The organism is Pseudomonas sp. p106 (genome assembly GCF_003936645.1).
In the GTDB taxonomy this organism is placed as follows: Bacteria; Pseudomonadota; Gammaproteobacteria; order Pseudomonadales; family Pseudomonadaceae; genus Aquipseudomonas; species Aquipseudomonas putida_E.
The window spans coordinates 110,226-128,192 of the sequence record NZ_RHQR01000018.1 but is presented as its reverse complement, the minus strand read 5'-3'; the positions used below and the strand labels follow the sequence as shown (position 1 = coordinate 128,192).

13 protein-coding genes and 2 pseudogenes are annotated in these 17,967 nt (G+C 64.0%); 8 read left to right on the top strand and 7 right to left on the bottom strand.

The features are described from left to right. A pseudogene (locus tag EGJ09_RS20730) lies at positions 1-401 on the bottom strand (electron transfer flavoprotein subunit beta/FixA family protein); the annotation flags it as partial. A 538-nt stretch (positions 402-939) separates the two neighbouring features. Here EGJ09_RS20730 and EGJ09_RS20725 point away from each other — a divergent pair. Continuing rightward, entirely contained in the window at positions 940-2,622 is a 1,683-nt protein-coding gene (locus tag EGJ09_RS20725) for an electron transfer flavoprotein-ubiquinone oxidoreductase (protein ID WP_080516487.1), read from the top strand. A 69-nt stretch (positions 2,623-2,691) separates the two neighbouring features. Here the strand turns inward: EGJ09_RS20725 and EGJ09_RS20720 are convergent, their stop codons facing one another. From EGJ09_RS20720 to EGJ09_RS20700, 5 genes and pseudogenes are all read right to left on the bottom strand, one after another. Beyond that, positions 2,692-3,093 (bottom strand): type II toxin-antitoxin system MqsA family antitoxin, encoded by a 402-nt coding sequence (locus EGJ09_RS20720; protein ID WP_012315362.1) that lies wholly within the window; start codon positions 3,091-3,093, stop codon positions 2,692-2,694. A 2-nt stretch (positions 3,094-3,095) separates the two neighbouring features. Then, positions 3,096-3,387 (bottom strand): annotated as a pseudogene (locus tag EGJ09_RS20715) (type II toxin-antitoxin system MqsR family toxin). A gap of 94 nt (positions 3,388-3,481) precedes the next feature. After that, positions 3,482-4,807: an MFS transporter gene (locus tag EGJ09_RS20710; protein WP_125924679.1), complete on the bottom strand. Its 1,326-nt coding sequence runs from the start codon at positions 4,805-4,807 to the stop codon at positions 3,482-3,484. A 71-nt stretch (positions 4,808-4,878) separates the two neighbouring features. Next, the gene (locus EGJ09_RS20705) at positions 4,879-5,358 is read right to left on the bottom strand and encodes a response regulator (protein ID WP_046785259.1); all 480 of its coding nucleotides are present in this window, start codon (positions 5,356-5,358) and stop codon (positions 4,879-4,881) included. Between the two features lie 170 nt (positions 5,359-5,528). After that, a complete protein-coding gene (locus EGJ09_RS20700) occupies positions 5,529-6,005 on the bottom strand; it encodes a sigma-70 family RNA polymerase sigma factor (protein ID WP_125924678.1) in 477 nt (158 codons plus the stop codon). Positions 6,006-6,209: 204 nt separating this feature from the next. Between EGJ09_RS20700 and EGJ09_RS20695 the strand changes: the two genes are divergently transcribed. The 3 genes from EGJ09_RS20695 to EGJ09_RS20685 are packed head-to-tail and all read left to right on the top strand — an operon-like array spanning position 6,210 to position 10,760. After that, complete coding sequence (locus EGJ09_RS20695) at positions 6,210-7,388, top strand: efflux RND transporter periplasmic adaptor subunit (protein ID WP_125924677.1); 1,179 nt, start codon at positions 6,210-6,212, stop codon at positions 7,386-7,388. Then, positions 7,389-9,353, top strand: a complete 1,965-nt coding sequence (locus EGJ09_RS20690) for a MacB family efflux pump subunit (RefSeq protein ID WP_125924676.1) — start codon at positions 7,389-7,391, stop codon at positions 9,351-9,353. It begins immediately after the preceding gene. Between the two features lie 3 nt (positions 9,354-9,356). Further along, complete coding sequence (locus tag EGJ09_RS20685; RefSeq protein WP_125924675.1) at positions 9,357-10,760, top strand: efflux transporter outer membrane subunit; 1,404 nt, start codon at positions 9,357-9,359, stop codon at positions 10,758-10,760. A 31-nt stretch (positions 10,761-10,791) separates the two neighbouring features. Here EGJ09_RS20685 and EGJ09_RS20680 read toward each other — a convergent pair whose 3' ends face one another. Then, positions 10,792-12,420, bottom strand: coding sequence for a PvdJ/PvdD/PvdP-like protein (locus EGJ09_RS20680; RefSeq protein ID WP_125924674.1), 1,629 nt, complete (start codon positions 12,418-12,420; stop codon positions 10,792-10,794). A 216-nt stretch (positions 12,421-12,636) separates the two neighbouring features. Between EGJ09_RS20680 and pvdM the strand changes: the two genes are divergently transcribed. From pvdM to EGJ09_RS20660, 4 genes are all read left to right on the top strand, one after another. After that, the gene (pvdM, locus tag EGJ09_RS20675) at positions 12,637-13,983 is read left to right on the top strand and encodes a pyoverdine-tailoring dipeptidase-like protein PvdM (protein WP_125924673.1); all 1,347 of its coding nucleotides are present in this window, start codon (positions 12,637-12,639) and stop codon (positions 13,981-13,983) included. 17 nt (positions 13,984-14,000) lie between these two features. Continuing rightward, on the top strand, positions 14,001-15,272 hold the full coding sequence (locus EGJ09_RS20670) for an aminotransferase class V-fold PLP-dependent enzyme (protein ID WP_125924672.1): 1,272 nt from the start codon (positions 14,001-14,003) through the stop codon (positions 15,270-15,272). A 12-nt stretch (positions 15,273-15,284) separates the two neighbouring features. After that, complete coding sequence (locus tag EGJ09_RS20665; RefSeq protein ID WP_125924671.1) at positions 15,285-16,166, top strand: formylglycine-generating enzyme family protein; 882 nt, start codon at positions 15,285-15,287, stop codon at positions 16,164-16,166. Positions 16,167-16,240: 74 nt separating this feature from the next. Beyond that, positions 16,241-17,896, top strand: coding sequence for a cyclic peptide export ABC transporter (locus tag EGJ09_RS20660; protein ID WP_125924670.1), 1,656 nt, complete (start codon positions 16,241-16,243; stop codon positions 17,894-17,896). Positions 17,897-17,967: the final 71 nt, after the last annotated feature.

Here is a 17,967-nt window from a genome sequence, read left to right as displayed (position 1 = left end):
AGCGCCGCCAGCATCTGGCCGGTCTGGTTGTTGTCGCTGTCGATGGCCTGCTTGCCGAGGATCACCAGCTGCGGCTGTTCTTTATCGACAACGGCTTTGAGCGCCTTGGCCACGGCCAGGGAGTTCAGTTCGTCAGCAGCTTCGACCAGGATGGCACGATCGGCGCCCAGGGCCAGGGCAGTACGCAACTGCTCCTGAGCAGTGGTCGGGCCGACGGAGACGACGACGATCTCGCTTGCCACGCCCTTCTCTTTCAGGCGCACGGCTTCTTCCACGGCGATTTCGCAGAAGGGGTTCATGGACATCTTGACGTTTGCAAGGTCGACGCCGGAGTTGTCCGCTTTGACGCGAACCTTGACGTTGTAGTCGACCACTCGTTTGACAGCTACAAGAACCTTCATGGATTCCTCGTTACTCTCCGGTGAATAGATAGTCGCCTGGGGCTAAGCCCTGCGATGCGCGTGGGTACAAGGGCACCTCTGAAAACGATGAGCGAGGTGCAATCTTCACGGTGACCGATCAGTCCTGTTGAGACTCTTGCGGCAAATACCCGCGGGTCATTTCCTGTGGTGGCGTGTAAACTCCACTACAAACCGTGTTCTGGCCCGAAAGCCTTACCCCACACCTGGTCTTTAGAGGTGTACCTGCGCCCGGCGATAAGCCTACGGCGAACGTAAAACCGCTCGTATCTTGACCGCAACACCCAATCCGGTCAATACGGCAAATCGGTCACCCTCCAGCCGCGTTCCTTTGATTTTACTGGCCTGCGGCAAATTCAAACAAACGTTTGTATTGGACCCGCCAAGTGGTGTAGATATAATGCGCGGCCAGGACAAAACGGTGTAGTCCATCCTCTGTGCCGCTACAGCTCCGCTCCCGTGAAGCGCGGCGCGCATGATCACGCCACACCCATAAGACAAAGCAACAGCACGAGCCTTGATGAGTAGGAGAGAACCAGTGGAACGCGAATACATGGAATTCGACGTGGTCATCGTCGGCGCTGGCCCGGCAGGCCTGTCAGCCGCCTGCCGCCTGAAGCAGAAGGCCGCCGAAGCCGGTAGCGAGATCAGCGTCTGCGTGGTCGAGAAAGGCTCCGAAGTCGGCGCCCACATCCTCTCCGGTGCAGTGTTCGAGCCCCGCGCCCTGAACGAGCTGTTCCCCGACTGGAAAGCACTCGGCGCACCGCTCAACACCGAGGTCAAGCGCGACGACATCTACGTGCTCAAGGACGCCGGCAACTCGACCAAGGTCCCTGACCTGTTCGTGCCCAAGACCATGCACAACCAGGGCAACTACATCATCTCGCTGGGCAACCTGTGCCGCTGGCTGGCCCAGCAGGCCGAGAACCTGGGCGTGGAAATCTACCCGGGCTTCGCCGCCCAGGAAGCGCTGTTCGATGAAAACGGCGTGGTCCGCGGTATCGTCACCGGTGACCTCGGTGTCGACCGCGAGGGTAACCCGAAAGACGGCCTGTACACCCCGGGCATGGAACTGCGCGCCAAGTACACCCTGTTCGCCGAAGGTTGCCGCGGCCATATCGGCAAGCAACTGATCAAGCGCTTCAACCTCGACAGCGAGTCCGACGTCCAGCACTACGGCATCGGCCTGAAGGAAATCTGGGAAATCGACCCGGCCAAGCACGAACAAGGCCTGGTGGTACACACCGCCGGCTGGCCGCTGGACGTGATGAGTGCTGAGAACACCGGCGGCTCGTTCCTTTACCACCTGGAAAACAACCAGGTGGTGGTCGGCCTGATCGTCGACCTGTCCTACAGCAATGCTTACCTGTCGCCTTTCGACGAATTCCAGCGCCTCAAGCATCACCCCGTGATGAAGCAGTACCTCGAAGGCGGCAAACGCATCAGCTACGGCGCCCGCGCCATCTGCAAGGGCGGCCTGAACTCGCTGCCCAAGATGGTGTTCAACGGTGGCGCCCTGATCGGTTGCGACCTGGGCACCCTGAACTTCGCCAAGATTAAAGGCAGCCACACCGCCATGAAGTCCGGCATGCTCGCGGCCGAAGCGGTGGCCGATGCGCTGATCGCTGGCAGCGAAGGCGGCGATGCGCTCACTACCTATGTCGACGCCTTCAAAGCCAGCTGGCTGCATGAAGAACTGTTCGCCAGCCGCAACTTCGGCCCGGCGCTGCACAAGTTCGGCCCGATCCTCGGTGGTGCGTTCAACTACATCGACCAGAACTGGTTCGGTGGCAAGCTGCCGTTCACCCTGCACGACACCAAGCCGGACTACGCCTGCCTCAAGCTTGCGGCCGACTCGAAAAAGATCGACTACCCCAAACCAGACGGCAAGCTCAGCTTCGACAAGCTCAGCTCGGTGTTCCTCTCCAGCACCAACCACGAAGAGGAACAACCCTGCCACCTGAAGCTGACCGACCCGAGCATCCCGATCGCCAGCAACCTGCCGCTGTACGACGAGCCAGCCCAGCGCTACTGCCCGGCGGGCGTGTACGAAGTGGTCAGCCAGGAGGACGGCAGCAAGCGCTTCCAGATCAACGCGCAGAACTGCGTGCACTGCAAGACCTGCGACATCAAGGACCCGGCCCAGAACATCACCTGGGTTACCCCTGAAGGCGCTGGCGGGCCGAACTACCCGAACATGTAAGCCCGGCCCTTGCAGCAAGAAAAAGCCCCCTGGCCTCACGGCCCGGGGGCTTTCTCGTTCAGGGCTGCCTCAGGCCGTACGGACTTCCTCGAACAACTCCGGATGACGGTCGAGCAGCTTGAACAGTTTGACCAGAGCAACCGGCGGCCTGGTTTTCCCATTTTCGTAGCGAGAGAACGCATTGACCCCACCGCCAAAGATTTCGCCGGCTTCACGCTGGTCGAGGTCGAATTTCTTGCGCACAGCGACAATGAAGTCGGGGTCCACTGCCGCGGCATTGACTTGGCGATTGAATGCGGACATCAAAGTACTGATGCGCATCGCTTCATCATGGCTGAGAACCGCCTCCCCACAGGCTGTACAGTATCCGCCACTGACATTTGGGATAACGGTCGCTTCACCTTTGTATCGATAGGGCATGTCCCGGGTATCAGGTGCAAGCTCCGCCCCCCCACAAACTGGACACTTCATGATTACAACTCCTTGAAAGACACGATGAGCACGTCATCCACCACAGACAGTTTCAGGTACACGTATCCCTTGCCCGTAAGGGGGCGATAAACGTCCTGCCATACGCGGTAATCACCGTGACATGTCATGCTTTTGTGAAAGTCTCTGCGCTCCAGACCGTTGATTATCTCGAGCATGTCCGGGTAATCCATCCCGAGTGCCTGTCCGCAAAGAGGCGGTTGTCGGGCTGATGCGCCCAGCGCTGACCAAGGCCCTGATCCGCTCCAGCGAACAATGAGGCGTTCTCTTTTCCATGAGAAATTAACCTTCCAGGTTAAATTTGGCTAATAGGTTATTCCAATAGCCCCCACCCGGAAGTCTGCCTCACTGCCCGCCAGGCGTTACCCGTTCATTTGTCACCGCACATGAGCGGCATTGGCTCGGCCGCAAATGCCAAAGGTTCCCGGCGGCCAAAGTAGAGGGCCGTGAGCAGCCCCACCGCGCCCATGAGCAGGCAAAAGCCAACGCACACCCACGGGCTCCACGGCATCAACGCTATCAACGCCAACGGCGTGGTACTGGCCCACAAGGCGTAGGCCACGTTGTAGGTAAAGGAAATGCCCGACACCCGGATCTGGGCCGGGAACAGCCCGACCATTACCGACGGCACCACACCCACCACACCACAGCAAAGCCCAGCCAACGCGTAAGCCAGCCACGTCATGCCCCACTGGCCCACGAGGCTCGTATACAAGGCACCGATACCCAGCGGCAGCAGCACGCTGTAGATCATCAGCGCCCGCCAGGCGCCCAGTCGATCGACCAGCAGCCCGGCCAGCACACAACCGATATTGAGAAAAACGATGCCTACGCTGCTCAGGGCGAACGTGTGCGCGGCGGTCATGCCGAAGCGCTGCTGCATTACCGTCGGCGTGATCACCACCAGCACCACCACCGCCGACGTCAACACGCAGGTCAGCAGCGCAGCCGGGATCAACGCCCCACGATGCTCGCCCAGCACCCGTCGCAGCGGGAACTTCACCGGCTGCTCCTTGCGCTCGCGCAAGGCCAGAAACACCGGTGTTTCACTCAGCCAACGGCGCAACCACACGCCGACAACACCAAATACCCCGCCAAGCAGGAACGGGTAACGCCAGGCGTAATCGAGGATTTCCTGGGCGGTAAACACCTGGGCCAACAGTGTCGCGGTCAGTGCCCCCAGCAAATAGCCAAAGGTCAACCCGGCCTGCAGGAAGCCCAGGGCGTAACCCCGCCGCCCTTGCGGTGCGTGTTCGGCAACGAATGTCCAGGCACTGGGCACCTCACCACCGACCGCAGCGCCCTGCAGAATGCGCAACGCCAGCAAGATCAGCGGCGCCGCGTAACCAATCTCGGCATAGGTCGGCATCACCCCGATCAGCAGGCACGGCAGCGCCATCATCAGGATGCTCAGGCTGAATACCCGCTTGCGGCCCAGGTGATCGGCGAAGTGCGCCATGACGATGCCACCCAGCGGCCGCGCCAGGTAGCCGGTGACGAAAATCCCGAAGCTTTGCAGCAGGCGCAGCCACTCAGGCATTTCGGGCGGGAAGAACAGCTGGCTGAGGGTCAGGGCGAAGAACACGAAGATGATGAAATCATAGATTTCCAGCGCGCCGCCCAGCGCCGCCAGGCCCAGGGTCCGGTGGTCGCCACGGCTGAACCGGGGCGGGCGAGCGGTATCGATGGCAGTCATGGCACAGGTCCGCAAATCGGCAAAGGGCAAGAGGATAGCAAATAGCTGCCCCCTTGCCCCGTCCGCTGCGGCTATCGGCTGAAGACCGTGTGGGCGAAGTTCCTGCGCGGGTAGGCCGGCGGGCCACTGCTGGAAAGGCCGGACGGCAAGGCCAGCTTGCCGACCACCACTGGCCCATCGATGAGCGCCATGAAGGACTCAAGGGCCTCGTTGTCCGGCACCTGCGGCAGGCTCACATTCACCGCCTGGCGCTCGGTCTGCGGCACGCTCGGGACCTTCAGATGCCGCGAGTGATACAGCAAGGCATGCTGAATCTGCGTGCTCACCCGGCAAAAGCGCGCCAGGTCGACACCTGCATGGCTGGCCAGTTCGATATTGCCCACCAGCAGGTTGAACGGCTGCAGCGCGCAGTGCACCAGGCGCTGCAGCTCGTCGAAGGAGTCCACCGGGGCAATCCGGTAATAGCCCAGGCCATTGAGCAGCCTCTCCAGCTGCAAGCGCTGGGACGGATGCTCGTCGGCGATCAGGATGCGCAGGGTCTTGTTGGTCATTGTCGGACCTGGGCAGTCAGGTGAATAGGGACACACTCCCTGACCAAACTGCGCCAGTAACAGGCAACCACCAGGGCGGCGCCTGGCGGGGTCAATCTAGATAGTTGTCTTGAAACAGTTAGAAATCAAGTTGCCAGCACACAGAATTTTCACCGGCACACCACCGGTTTTCAGGATTCCCACTGGCGCATGCGCACGCGGCAGTGCTTCATGGCGTTGACGATGTGCTTTTCCACCAGGCTGCGCGAGATGCCCAGGTGCTCGGCGATCTGCTGATGCGACAGGCCTTCGAGTTTGCGCAACAGGAAGCTGTCACGGCAGGGCTGGCTCAATTCATCGAGTGCTTTTTGCATCAGCGCCAGGCGCTGGTCCAACTGCATGTTCTGGGGGGGGGCCGGGGTGTGCCAGCGCTCGTCCAGGTCCAGCACCTCCAGCGGTTCGGACTGGCGCAGCAGGTGGCGGCGATGACGGTCGATCACAAGGTTCAGGGCCGTGCGGTAAAGGAACGCGCGCGGGTGCTCGATCTGCTGCGTACCGGTGCGTTCGAGCACCCGCAGATAGGCATCGTGAGCCACATCCTCAGCCGCCTGGCGGCTGCCCAGGCGCGCGGAGAGGAAGCTCACCAATTCGCGATAGTAATGTTCCACGACGGCACCTGGGGTACGTCCTGACAGGCTCGGACAGGGTCATGTGATATCAGCGTGGGATCTTACAAATTATAATGATTCTCAGCAACTCTCCTCCTCCAGCGCCAGCCCATCTAAATCCGCCCCGCGCGCCTTCGTTTAACTGGCACCTCCGTGCGCACCTTGACCTGGCTGCGTGTGGCCACCCTTTGGCTGGAAGTACGCATGAGACGCATACCCAACATTCGCCGCCACCTGCTGGCTGGCAGCTTCGGCCTGCTGGCCCTTGGCAGCCTGCTGGCCTGGAAGGCGCTCCCTCTGGGTGCCGTGCCCGTGAGTACCGTCGCGGTCGTCCGCGCGGACATCGAAAGCAGCGTCACCGCCCTGGGTACCCTGCAGCCACGACGGTATGTGGATGTAGGCGCGCAGGCCTCCGGGCAGATCCGCAAGCTGCACGTGGAGGCTGGCGATCAGGTGCACACGGGGCAGTTGCTGGTGGAGATCGACCCTTCTACCCAGCAGGCCAGGCTGGACGCCGGGCGGTTCTCGATCGACAACCTCAAGGCGCAACTGGCCGAGCAGCGCGCCCAGTACCTGCTGGCCACGCAGCAGTACCGGCGCCAGCACGAACTGGCTGGCGCGGGCGCCACACGCGAGGAAGACCTGCAGGCGGCCGACGCCCAGCTCAAGGTCACCCAGGCCCGCATCGACATGATCCAGGCGCAGATCCGTCAGGCCCAGGCCAACCTGCGCAGCGACGAGGCGGAGCTTGGCTATACACGCATCTATGCGCCGATGGACGGCACCGTGGTGGCGGTGGATGCCCGTGAAGGCCAGACCCTCAACGCCCAGCAGCAGACGCCTCTGATTCTGCGGATCGCCAAGCTCTCGCCGATGACCGTGTGGGCCCAGGTGTCCGAAGCCGACATCGGCAAAGTCAAACCAGGAATGACCGCCTATTTCACCACCCTGGCCGGCGGCAAACGCCGCTGGAACAGCACCGTGCGGCAGATCCTGCCAATCCCGCCCAAGCCGCTGGCGCACACCAGCCAGGGCGGCGGCGGCCCTGCCAGCGCGATCGCCGGTACTACAGGCAGCCAGGTGGTGCAGTACACCGTGCTGCTCGACGTCGATAACACCGATGGGGCGTTGATGGCCGACATGACCACCCAGGTGTTCTTCGTCGCCGGCCAGGCCAGCCAGGTACTCACCGCGCCGCTGGCGGCACTGGATGACAGCGAGGCCGATGACCTGCGCATGGCCCAGGTACTGGGCCAGGATGGCAAGGTCGAACAACGCACAGTGCGCATCGGCCTCAGCGACCGGCTGCGGGCGCAAGTGCTCGATGGCCTCAGCGAAGGCGAGCGCCTGGTCATCGGTGCGCCCCTGGCCAGCGGAGGTTGAATGGCCGTTCCCCTGATAGAACTGCGCGACATCCGCAAGTCATACGGTGGTATCGACACCCCCAAGGTCGACGTACTGCGCGGCATCAGCCTGAACATCCACCCCGGCGAGTTCATCGCCATCGTCGGTGCGTCGGGTTCGGGCAAGTCGACGCTGATGAACATCCTCGGCTGCCTCGACCGCCCCACCTCGGGCCACTACCTGTTCGCCGGCAAGGACGTTGCCCACCTGGGCAGTGACGAACTGGCCTGGCTGCGCCGCGAAGCCTTTGGTTTCGTGTTTCAGGGCTACCACCTGATCCCTTCAGGCTCAGCCCAGGAAAACGTCGAGATGCCGGCCATCTACGCCGGCACCCCGCCCGCCGAGCGCCACGCCCGCGCAGCCGCCCTGCTTGAGCGCCTTGGCCTGGCCAGCCGCACCGGCAACCGCCCGCATCAATTGTCCGGCGGCCAGCAGCAACGCGTGTCGATTGCCCGCGCGCTGATGAATGGCGGCCATATCATCCTTGCCGACGAGCCGACCGGCGCCCTGGACAGCCACAGCGGTACCGAGGTCATGGCCCTGCTGGACGAGCTGGCCAGCCAGGGCCATGTGATCATCCTGATCACCCACGACCGCGAGGTGGCGGCGCGGGCACGCCGGGTGGTGGAAATCCGCGACGGCCTGATGATCAGCGACTCGGCCTGCGACCAGCCTCCCGCTGCTGCACAACAAGGCCTGCAGGCCGATGACCTGCGCCAGCGCCTGGACCGCGGCGCGACCCTGCGTGGCGCATGGAAAGGCGAGCTGCTCGAGGCCTTACAGGCAGCGTGGCGGGTCATGTGGATCAACCGGTTCCGCACTGCCCTGACATTGCTTGGCATCGTCATTGGCGTGGCTTCGGTCGTGGTCATGCTGGCCGTGGGCGAAGGCAGCAAACGCCAGGTCATGGCTCAGATGGCCGCGTTCGGTTCCAACATCCTCTACCTCAACGGCCGCCCGCCGACGCTGCGCGAGCCAGGCGGCATCGTCACCCTCGATGACGTCGCCGCCATCGCCGAACTGCCCCAGGTTCGGCGCGTCATGCCGGTCATCGGCGGCGACCTGATGGTGCGCCACGGCAACAACAACCAGAGGTTCTACGTTGGCGGCAACAACGTCGAATTCCCCGCCATCCTCAACTGGCCGGTCGTGCAGGGCAGTTTTTTCAGCGAAGCCGACGAACGCAGTGGCGCTGCCGTGGCGGTCATCGGCCAGAAAGTCCGCGACAAACTGCTGGCACCCGGCACCGACGCGCTGGGCCAGTACCTGCTGATCGGCAACGTGCCATTCCAGGTCGTCGGCCTGCTCGCCGGCAAGGGCGCAAGTTCGGGTGACCAGAAGAGCGATGAGCGTATCGTGGTGCCCTATTCCGCCGCTTCCATGCGCCTGTTCGGCAGCCACGACCCGGAATACGTGATCATCGCCGCAGCCGACTCGGCCCGGGTCGCCGAGACGGAAACAGCGATCCACCGCCTGATGCGCAAGCGCCATCAAGGCAAGGACGATTTCGAGCTGACCAACGATGCGGCACTGATCCAGGCCGAGGCACGCACACAAAACAGCCTGTCGCTGATGCTCGGGGCGATCGCTGCGATCTCGTTGCTGGTCGGCGGTATCGGCGTGATGAACATCATGCTCATGACCGTGCGCGAGCGCACCCGTGAAATCGGTATCCGCATGGCCACCGGCGCACGCCAGCGCGACATCCTGCGCCAGTTCCTCAGCGAGGCGGTCATGCTGTCGATGGTCGGCGGGTTGACCGGCATCGTGCTGGCGCTGCTGATCGGCGGCGGGCTGATACTCGCCGACGTCGCTGTCGCCTTCGCCCTGCCCGCCATCCTTGGCGCCTTCGGTTGCGCCGCCATCACCGGCGTGGTGTTCGGTTTCATGCCAGCACGCAAGGCCGCCCGACTCGACCCGGTCAAAGCCCTTACCAGCGAATAATCCATGACACTGCCAAGCCGCATCAGCCTGTTGACCCTGTGCCTGGGCCTAACCGCCTGCAATACACCCCCTGCGCCCTCAAGCGGCATCAGCGCACCGCAACACTGGCAAGGCGAGGCAGCTGCGCCCGCCATCGCACTGCCATCGGGGCACTGGTGGCAGGCGTTCGCCAGCAGCGAGCTGGACCAACTGGTCAGGCGCGCACAACACAACGCCCATGACCTCGCCGCTGCCGCGGCCCGCGTACGCCAGGCCCAGGCCCGCGCCGTGATCGCTGGCGCGCCGTTGCTGCCAGAGGTGCAAGGGGGCCTCGATGGCAGCCGCCAACGCCTGCTGCACGGCGAAGGGTCTGACCAGCTGGACGTCAGTAGCAGCGAACCCACCTACACAGCCTTCGGCCTGCAACTTACCGCCCGCTACGAACTCGACTTCTGGGGCGGCCTGCGCGCGGCTCGGGCGAGCGCGCTGCACGGCCTCGACGCCAGCCGCTTCGACCGCCAGACAGTGGAGCTGACGCTGGTCAGCGCGGTTGCCGACAGCTACCTGCAAGGCATCGCCCTGGAAGAACAGCTGCGCATCGCACGCCTTAACCTGCGCAATGCACGTGAGGTGCTCAACCTGGTCGAAACCCGCCAGCGTGCAGGGTCCGCCACCCGCCTTGAACTGGCCCAGCAGCGCAGCCTGGTGGCAGCTCAGGAGCGCCAGGTGCCGCTGCTCGAGCAAAAGCGGCAAGACAGCCGCATCACCCTCGCCACCTTGCTCGGTGACCCGGTACAGGCCTTGCCGGTCAGCCACCAACCGATCACCACTGTGCAGTGGCCGGCAATCGGCAGCGGCGTTCCCAGCGAGCTGCTGACTCGCCGCCCCGACATCGCCGCTGCCGAAGCGCGCCTGGCCGCCGCCAACGCCAATGTGCAGGTGGCCAGGGCGGCCATGCTGCCGAAGCTGACGCTTGGCGCCAACCTTGGCACGGGCGCGAACACCTTTGCCCAGGTGCTCGACAGTTCCTACTACACACTCACCGCCGGCCTGGTCGCGCCCATCTTCAACAACGGCCGGCTGCGCGCCTCACGCGCGCTGGCCGAAGCCGAGCAGGATGAACTGCTGGAAAACTATCGCAGCAGCATCCTGGCCGGCTTTGCCGATGTTGAAAAAGCCCTTAACGCCATTGAGGGTGTGGAGCGTCAACGGCTGTGGCAGGACGAGGAAGTAGTGCAGGCACGCCAGGCTTTCGACCTGGCACAACAGCGCTATGGGGCTGGCGCCGAGACCCTGCTGACCGTGCTGGAGACCCAGCGCACGCTTTACCTGGCCCAGGACCAGCAAGCGCAGTTGCGCCTGGCCCGCCTGCAGGGCAGCGTGGCGCTGTACAAGGCGCTTGGGGGTGGCTGGCAGGTGCCGCACTGAAAAGGCCGCGCACGGCTTGCGGCCAGTTTTTTCAGCGCTGAGCCAGTTTCAGATTGCGCGCGTACCAGGGGCGTTGCGGGACTTTCGGCCGCAGCTTGGCGAACAGGTCATCGTCGCCAAAGATGATGCGCAACGCCAGCTTCATGGTCTCAGGGTCCATCTCCACGCTGCGCCCAGGCCGCAGCCCCGGTACCGTCGAGCAACCGTGGGTGTCTGGCCCCAGCCACGGGTCGGCCACTTCGACCCAGCGCCCAGGCGCGAACCACGGCACACCATTGACTTCCAGGCGCCTGACCTGGCCCGGGTGGACCCGCTCATGGGCACGGAACCAATCCTCGATACGGTCGTCGATCCAGCCGTGGAAGTGCCAGAACACCGGGTTTACATGGGATGAAAACGGGTCGCCGAGGAAGTCGTTCTCGGCCTGGAACCAACGCGCGGCAAAATCCTCCGGTTTGCGAGCGAAGGGCACTGGCAGGCCACTGGAAGGGTCGCGCGGCACCGAAGCCCAGCGCATGTGCAGCCAGTCGTGCAAACCCAGCTCCATTTCCGACCCGAACTGCCCCAGCGTAAGCGTGCTCAGGTAGTGCGGATCAGTGTACTTCGACTCCCAGACCTGGAAGTTGGCATGGAACGTTTCGGGCGTCTTTATATCGCGCACCCATTGGGTGTACGCGGCATCGTCCGAAGCCAGCCAGGTAGGCGGTAGGGCATTGCCATCATGGTTGTCGAAATAGCGGGCGAAGCCGATACGGTCGCGCTCAAGCTCCGGCTGCGGCAGCGGAAAACGCGGCCAGGAGGGTAGGTCCTGGAGGGCCCGGGCAGCACCCAGCATGTGCCGGTGCATGAAGAAAAAATCCACGCCCGAACCGTTGCGGTCCTTGTGCCGGCCCCGCGCATCGCGTTCATGGCCCCGCGGCCCTGGCTGCCAGCCCAGGCCGCGCAGCGCTGCCTGTTTGTCCTCGTCCAGCTTGTGCCACTTGTCGCGCGAGGCATGCCAGAGCTGATGGAACAACCGATGCTCCGGCGCGATCAGCCTCGCCAGCAAGGCCGGTGCCAGGGGCGCCCGTTCGCGGGCCTCGGGGAAAGGCCGCTTGAGCGCTAGAAACCGGTTGTCCTGCTCGGGCAGCGTCAATGCGCGGTTCAGCGGCAGGATGCGGCCATTGAGTGTCGCCTGACCGGCGTTGCCGAACCCGCCCCAGGCTTCGTCGAGGACCACCTGGCACTCATAGTTCGCCTGCTCCTGGCCCGGCTGCGTCGAAAACAGCCGCCAGCGCAGTGTCCCTGGCTTGTCCCCCAGCAGGTCGCCCATCACGCGATAGCGCGGCTCTTGCGGACCACGCAGGCGCTCGGGCGTGTCCAGATAACCACGCAGGCCACGCCCACTGTGGGCAACGTCCAGCAGCAGCTCCAGCTCCCCATCAGGCAAAACGTGCAGCCCTGCGTCCCTGCCCTGCGCTGTCCAGCGCCAGCACCCGCGCAAGGTGTCGCCCAACTGCTGCAGGGGCGCATCGGCAAGTTCGACAACGGCTTCGCCCGGGGTTTCAGGAAACTGCTCGTCGAACTGCTGGCGCTGCACGTGCCGCACATACAGCGCACCGGGCACCGCCATGCCTGTCAATGCCACACCGGCGATGAACCCGCGTCGAGAAATCGTCATTGCACTACCTGAGCATTCATTGCGGCCATGGAGCACGGCCCGTCCAAGGCTAGAACGTTGTGCAGTAGGCAAAATTTACCGCCGCGAGCGGACGGCCTGTGACGCAGCCAACGATAAATTTGCCCCGCCGTTGTTCGTCCACCTGATACCCAAGCCCTGCCCGCGCAGCAAACCCTGAGCCGGCAGCCGCCCTGATCACCGCGCAACGAGATGGCAATGACCAAGACCCGTTCCCGCAAAGCCCTGTACATCGGCCTGCCCCTGGCCCTGACCGTTGCCCTGGCAAGTGCCGCTGGCTACTTCTACTGGCGGCACCTGCACGCAGGCTACCCGCTCAAGATCGTGCAGCAGGCTGAGGAGCTGCACGAGCACATGCTCTCGTTCGACAGCCATATCACCGTGCCATTGAGCATGGGCAGCGAGGGGCACGAAGTGGACAAGGATGGCCCGGGCCAGTTCGACCTGGTCAAGGCCAACCGCGGCCGCCTCTCTGGTGCCGCCCTGACCGTGTTCGGCTGGCCGGAAATCTGGAACGGCCCGAACGCCCCGCACCGCCCCACTCCCGGCTTCGTCGATGCCGCCCGGCAAGAACAGGAAGGGCGCTACAAGATCATCACCGGCATGGTCCGCGACTTCCCCAACCAGGTCGGTATCGCTTACACCCCTGACGACTTCCGGCGCCTCAACGGCGAAGGCAAGTTCGCCATCTTCATCAGCATGCTCAATGCCTACCCGCTGGGCCACGACCTGTCGCAGCTCGACCTGTGGGCAGCACGTGGCATGCGCATGTTCGGCTTCAGCTACGTCGGCAACAACGACTGGGCCGATTCTTCGCGGCCGCTGCCGTTCTTCAACGACACCGCCGACGCCCTCGGCGGCCTGTCACCGCTGGGCGAGCAGGCAGTGAAACGCCTGAACGACCTGGGGGTGATCATCGACGTGTCACAGATGTCCACCTTGGCACTCGAAGATGTCGCTCGCCTGTCGCGCGCGCCAATCGTCGCTTCGCACTCGGCACCGCGGGCCATGGTGGATATCCCGCGCAACCTCTCCGACAAGGAGATGCAACTGATCAAGCAGAGCGGCGGTGTGATTCAGGTGGTCGGCTTCGGTCAGTACCTAAAGCCGTTGACCCAGCCGGTGGTAGACAAACTCGATGCCCTGCGTGCGCGCTTCGACTTGCAACCATTGCAAGGCCTGACCAATGCCCTGATGCCGGGCGACGCGGTGATCGCCATCTGGCCCGAGGCACGCTTCGGCGAGTATGCAAGCTCGCTGTACGCCATCCTTGAAGACGAACCCAAAGCAACCTTGAAACAGTATGTCGACGCCATCGACTACACCGTGAAAAAGGTGGGTATCGACCACGTCGGCATCGCCTCGGACTTCAACGATGGTGGCGGCCTGGAGGGCTGGAAGGACGTCAGCGAAATTAGCAACGTCACCGCCGAACTGCTGACCCGCGGCTACAGCGAAACGGACATTGCAAAGCTCTGGGCGGGCAATTTCCTGCGCGCCTGGGAGCAAGTCCAGAGCGCTGCCCAGCCTGTCGCCAACCGTTGAGTCGAGCCCTGCCTACCATGAGCAACCGCCGTAGTTTCCTGAAACAGGCCGGCCTGATGGCCGCGAGCCTGCCACTGCTGCCCCAGGCACTGGCTGCAACCAGCACACCGCTGACCGGCCCCGACAAATGGCGCAACCTGCGCACGCTGTTCCCGCTCGACCCACAGGTCGCGCACTTCGCCAACTTCCTGGTGACCGCCCACCCGCGCCCGGTACAGGCAGCGATCGACCGCCACCGTGCCGCGCTGGACCGCAACCCCGCCGCCCTGATGGACTGGGAAAGCCAGTACGAATGGCAGCGTGAGGACGAGGTGCGCGAGTGGGCCGGGCGCTACCTTGAGGTCAAGCCGCGCCAGGTGGCCCTGACCGGGAGCACCACCGAAGGCCTGGCGATGATCTATGGCGGCCTGAAGGTCGGCGCCCACCAGGAAATCCTGGTCACCGAGCACGAGCATTACTCCACCCACAAGGCGCTGGCCTTCCGCGCCCAGCGCCAGGGCACCCTGACCCGCAAGATCCGCCTGTTCGACGACCCATGGACAGTCTCCACCGACCAGGTGCTGAGCACCCTGGACAAAGCCATCCAGCCGCACACCCGCGTGCTCGGCATGACCTGGGTGCACTCCGGCAGTGGCGTCAAGCTGCCGGTGGGTGAGATCGGCGCGCTGGTACGCCAGCACAACCGCAACCGCAGTGAAGCCGAGCGCATTCTCTATGTGGTCGACGGCGTGCACGGCTTCGGTGTGGAGAACGTGCGTTTTGCCGACTTCAACTGCGACTACTTCATCGCCGGCACCCACAAGTGGATGTTCGGCCCGCGCGGTACGGGCATCATCTGCGCGGCCTCCACCGGCATGGAGCACCTCACCCCGACCATCGCCACGTTCTCCCGCGATGAAGACTTCGCCACCATCATGACCCCTGGCGGCTACCACGCCTTCGAACACCGCTGGGCCACCAACGAGGCCTTCAAACTGCACCTGACGCTGGGCAAGGCCGACGTGCAACAGCGCATCCACCAGCTCAACAGCCTGCTCAAGGCGCGCCTCGCCGAGCACCGTCAGGTGCAGCTGGTGACACCGCGCAGCGAGCGCTATTCGGCCGGTTTCACGTTTTTCCGCATCAAGGACCGCGACGCCGATGCCATCGCCGCCCACCTCACCGCCAACAAGGTGATGTGCGATGCGGTGTATCGCGATGTCGGCCCGGTGATCCGCCTGGCCCCCAGCCTGCTCAATGACGAGCAGCAGATCGACCGGGCCATGGCCCTGATTACCCAACAACTCTGACAAGGCACCCCCATGACCGCTTCCCTGCATCGCCTGACCCTGGCCGGCCTGCTGGCCGCCTGCAGCCTGCCGGCCCTGGCAGCACAAGCCGCCAATACCCCTGGCACGGTGTTCCGTGACTGCGACAAGCTCTGCCCGGAGATGGTGGTACTGCCCGCCGGCACCTTCAACATGGGCACCCCGGCCGACGAAATGGGGCGCCAGGATGACGAAGGTCCGCAGCATGCGGTGACCTTCGCCAAGCCCTTCGCCATCAGCCGCTTCCAGGTGACCGCCGAGCAATGGGACGGCTACCTCGAGGCCACGGGCACGCGCATCGCCGACGGCGACGATCGCCCTGGCCGCCGCTGCACCGCCAGCAAGCCCAGTTACAAACAGGGCCCGCAGCAACCGGCAGTGTGCATGAGCTACCACGATGTGCAGGACTACGTGGCCTGGCTGTCGAAAAAGACCGGCAAGCATTACCGCATGGTCAGCGAGGCCCAACGCGAATATGCCGCACGCGGCGCCAGCACCGGTATGTTCCCCTTCCCCATCGACCCGGACAGCACCCTGGAAATCAGCCAGCACGCCAACGTCTATGGCCCCAAGGATGGCTACAGCTATAGCTCGCCCGTGGGCAGTTACCCGGCCAACGCCTTTGGCGTGTACGACATGCACGGCAATGTCTACGAATGGGTCGCCGACTGCTACCACAACAGCTATGAAGGCGCCCCGGCCGACGGCAGTGCCTGGGGCCAGGCCAGCCGGGCCAAGGACAGCTGCAAGGTGGTAAGTATCCGCGGCAACGACTGGGGCGAGGCGCCGATCTTCTCCCGCTCCGGCAACCGCAACACCAATTTCCCGGGCCGCCTGGGTGACTGGCTGGGTGTGCGGGTGGTCCGCGACCTGTGACGGTACGCGGTTAAATTGCCCCGCGGGCCACTCGTCATAACGATGTACTTTTGCCTCTGATCCAGGAATTCAACATGACCTCCAAAACCCGCGGGGCGCTGAGCGAGCTATTCACCCTGCTCAAACCGTTCTGGCCGATCGTCACCCTGTCGGTCGTCATGGGCATGGTCGGCGGCCTGAGCGTTACCGCACTGCTGGCCACCATCAACAGTGGCCTGCACGCCGACGGCGGCCTGAGCAACAGCGTGATCCTCGGCTTCGCCGGGCTGTGTGCGCTGGCCCTGGCCAGCTCGATCTGCTCCGACATCGGCACCAACTACGTCGGCCAGCACATCATCGCCAAACTGCGCAAAGCCCTGGGCGAGAAGGTGCTGTCGGCCCCGATCGAGCAGATCGAACGTTTCCGCAGCCACCGCCTGATCCCGGTGCTGACCCATGACGTCGATACCATCAGCGACTTCGCCTTCGCCTTTGCGCCCCTGGCGATCTCGCTGACCGTAACCCTTGGCTGCCTCGGCTACCTGGCCACCCTGTCACTGCCGATGTTCCTGATGATGCTGCTGGCAATCGGCATCGGCAGTGTCGTTCAGTACATCGCTCGAGGCCGTGGCATCAAAGGCTTCATGGCGGCGCGCGAAGCGGAAGACCGGCTGCAGAAGCACTACCACGCCATCGCCGAGGGGGCCAAGGAGCTGCGCATCCACCGCCCGCGGCGCCAGCGCATGTTCCGCCAGGGCATCCAGGACACCGCCGACGCGATCTGCGCCACCCAGGTCCGCTCGATCAACACATTCGTCATTGCCAAGAGCTTCGGCTCCATGCTGTTCTTCGTGGTCATCGGCCTGGGCCTGACCCTGCAGTTCCTCTGGCCAAGCGCCGACCCCAAGGCCATCAGCGGCTTCGTGCTGGTGCTGCTGTACATGAAAGGCCCGCTGGAACACCTGATCGGCACCTTGCCGGTGGTCAGCCGCGCGCAAATCGCCTTTCGCCGTATCGCCGAGCTTTCCGAGCAGTTTTCTTCGCCTGAAGCGCACCTGCTGCTGGAGGACCACGGCAACAAGCCTGTCGTGGTCGACAGCCTGGAATTGCGCGAGGTGAGCTATGCCTATCAAGCCAGCCCCGGTGCCCAACCGTTCCAGGTAGGGCCGGTGAACCTGCGCATCGCCCAGGGCGACATCGTCTTCGTGGTCGGTGAAAACGGCTGTGGCAAGACCACCCTGATCAAGCTGCTGCTGGGCCTGTACCCGCCGCAACAGGGGCAGATCCTGTTCAACGGCCAGGCCGTCGACGCACAGGTTCGCGACGACTACCGGCAATTGTTCACCACGGTGTTCGCCGACTACTACCTGTTCGATGATGTGGTGCAGGGGGACACGCACATCCCCGACGACGCCAACCGCTACCTGGAGCGCCTGGAAATCGCTCACAAGGTCAGCGTCAAGGACGGTGCGTTCAGCACCACCGACCTGTCCACCGGCCAGCGCAAGCGCCTGGCGCTGATCAACGCTTGGCTGGAAGAGCGCCCGGTGCTGGTGTTCGATGAATGGGCCGCCGACCAGGACCCGACCTTCCGGCGGATTTTCTACACTGAGCTGCTGCCCGACCTCAAGCGCCTGGGCAAGACCATCATTGTCATTTCCCACGATGACCGCTACTTCGACATCGCCGACCAACTGGTGCGGCTGCAGGCCGGCAAAGTCGTCGTCGAACACGCACCCGCCCTCGCCTGAGCCCCACCCGGCGCGCCCCACGCGCGCCGGGTGCAGCTGTTTCGCCACCTGCCTAAATCACCCCCCTGCCC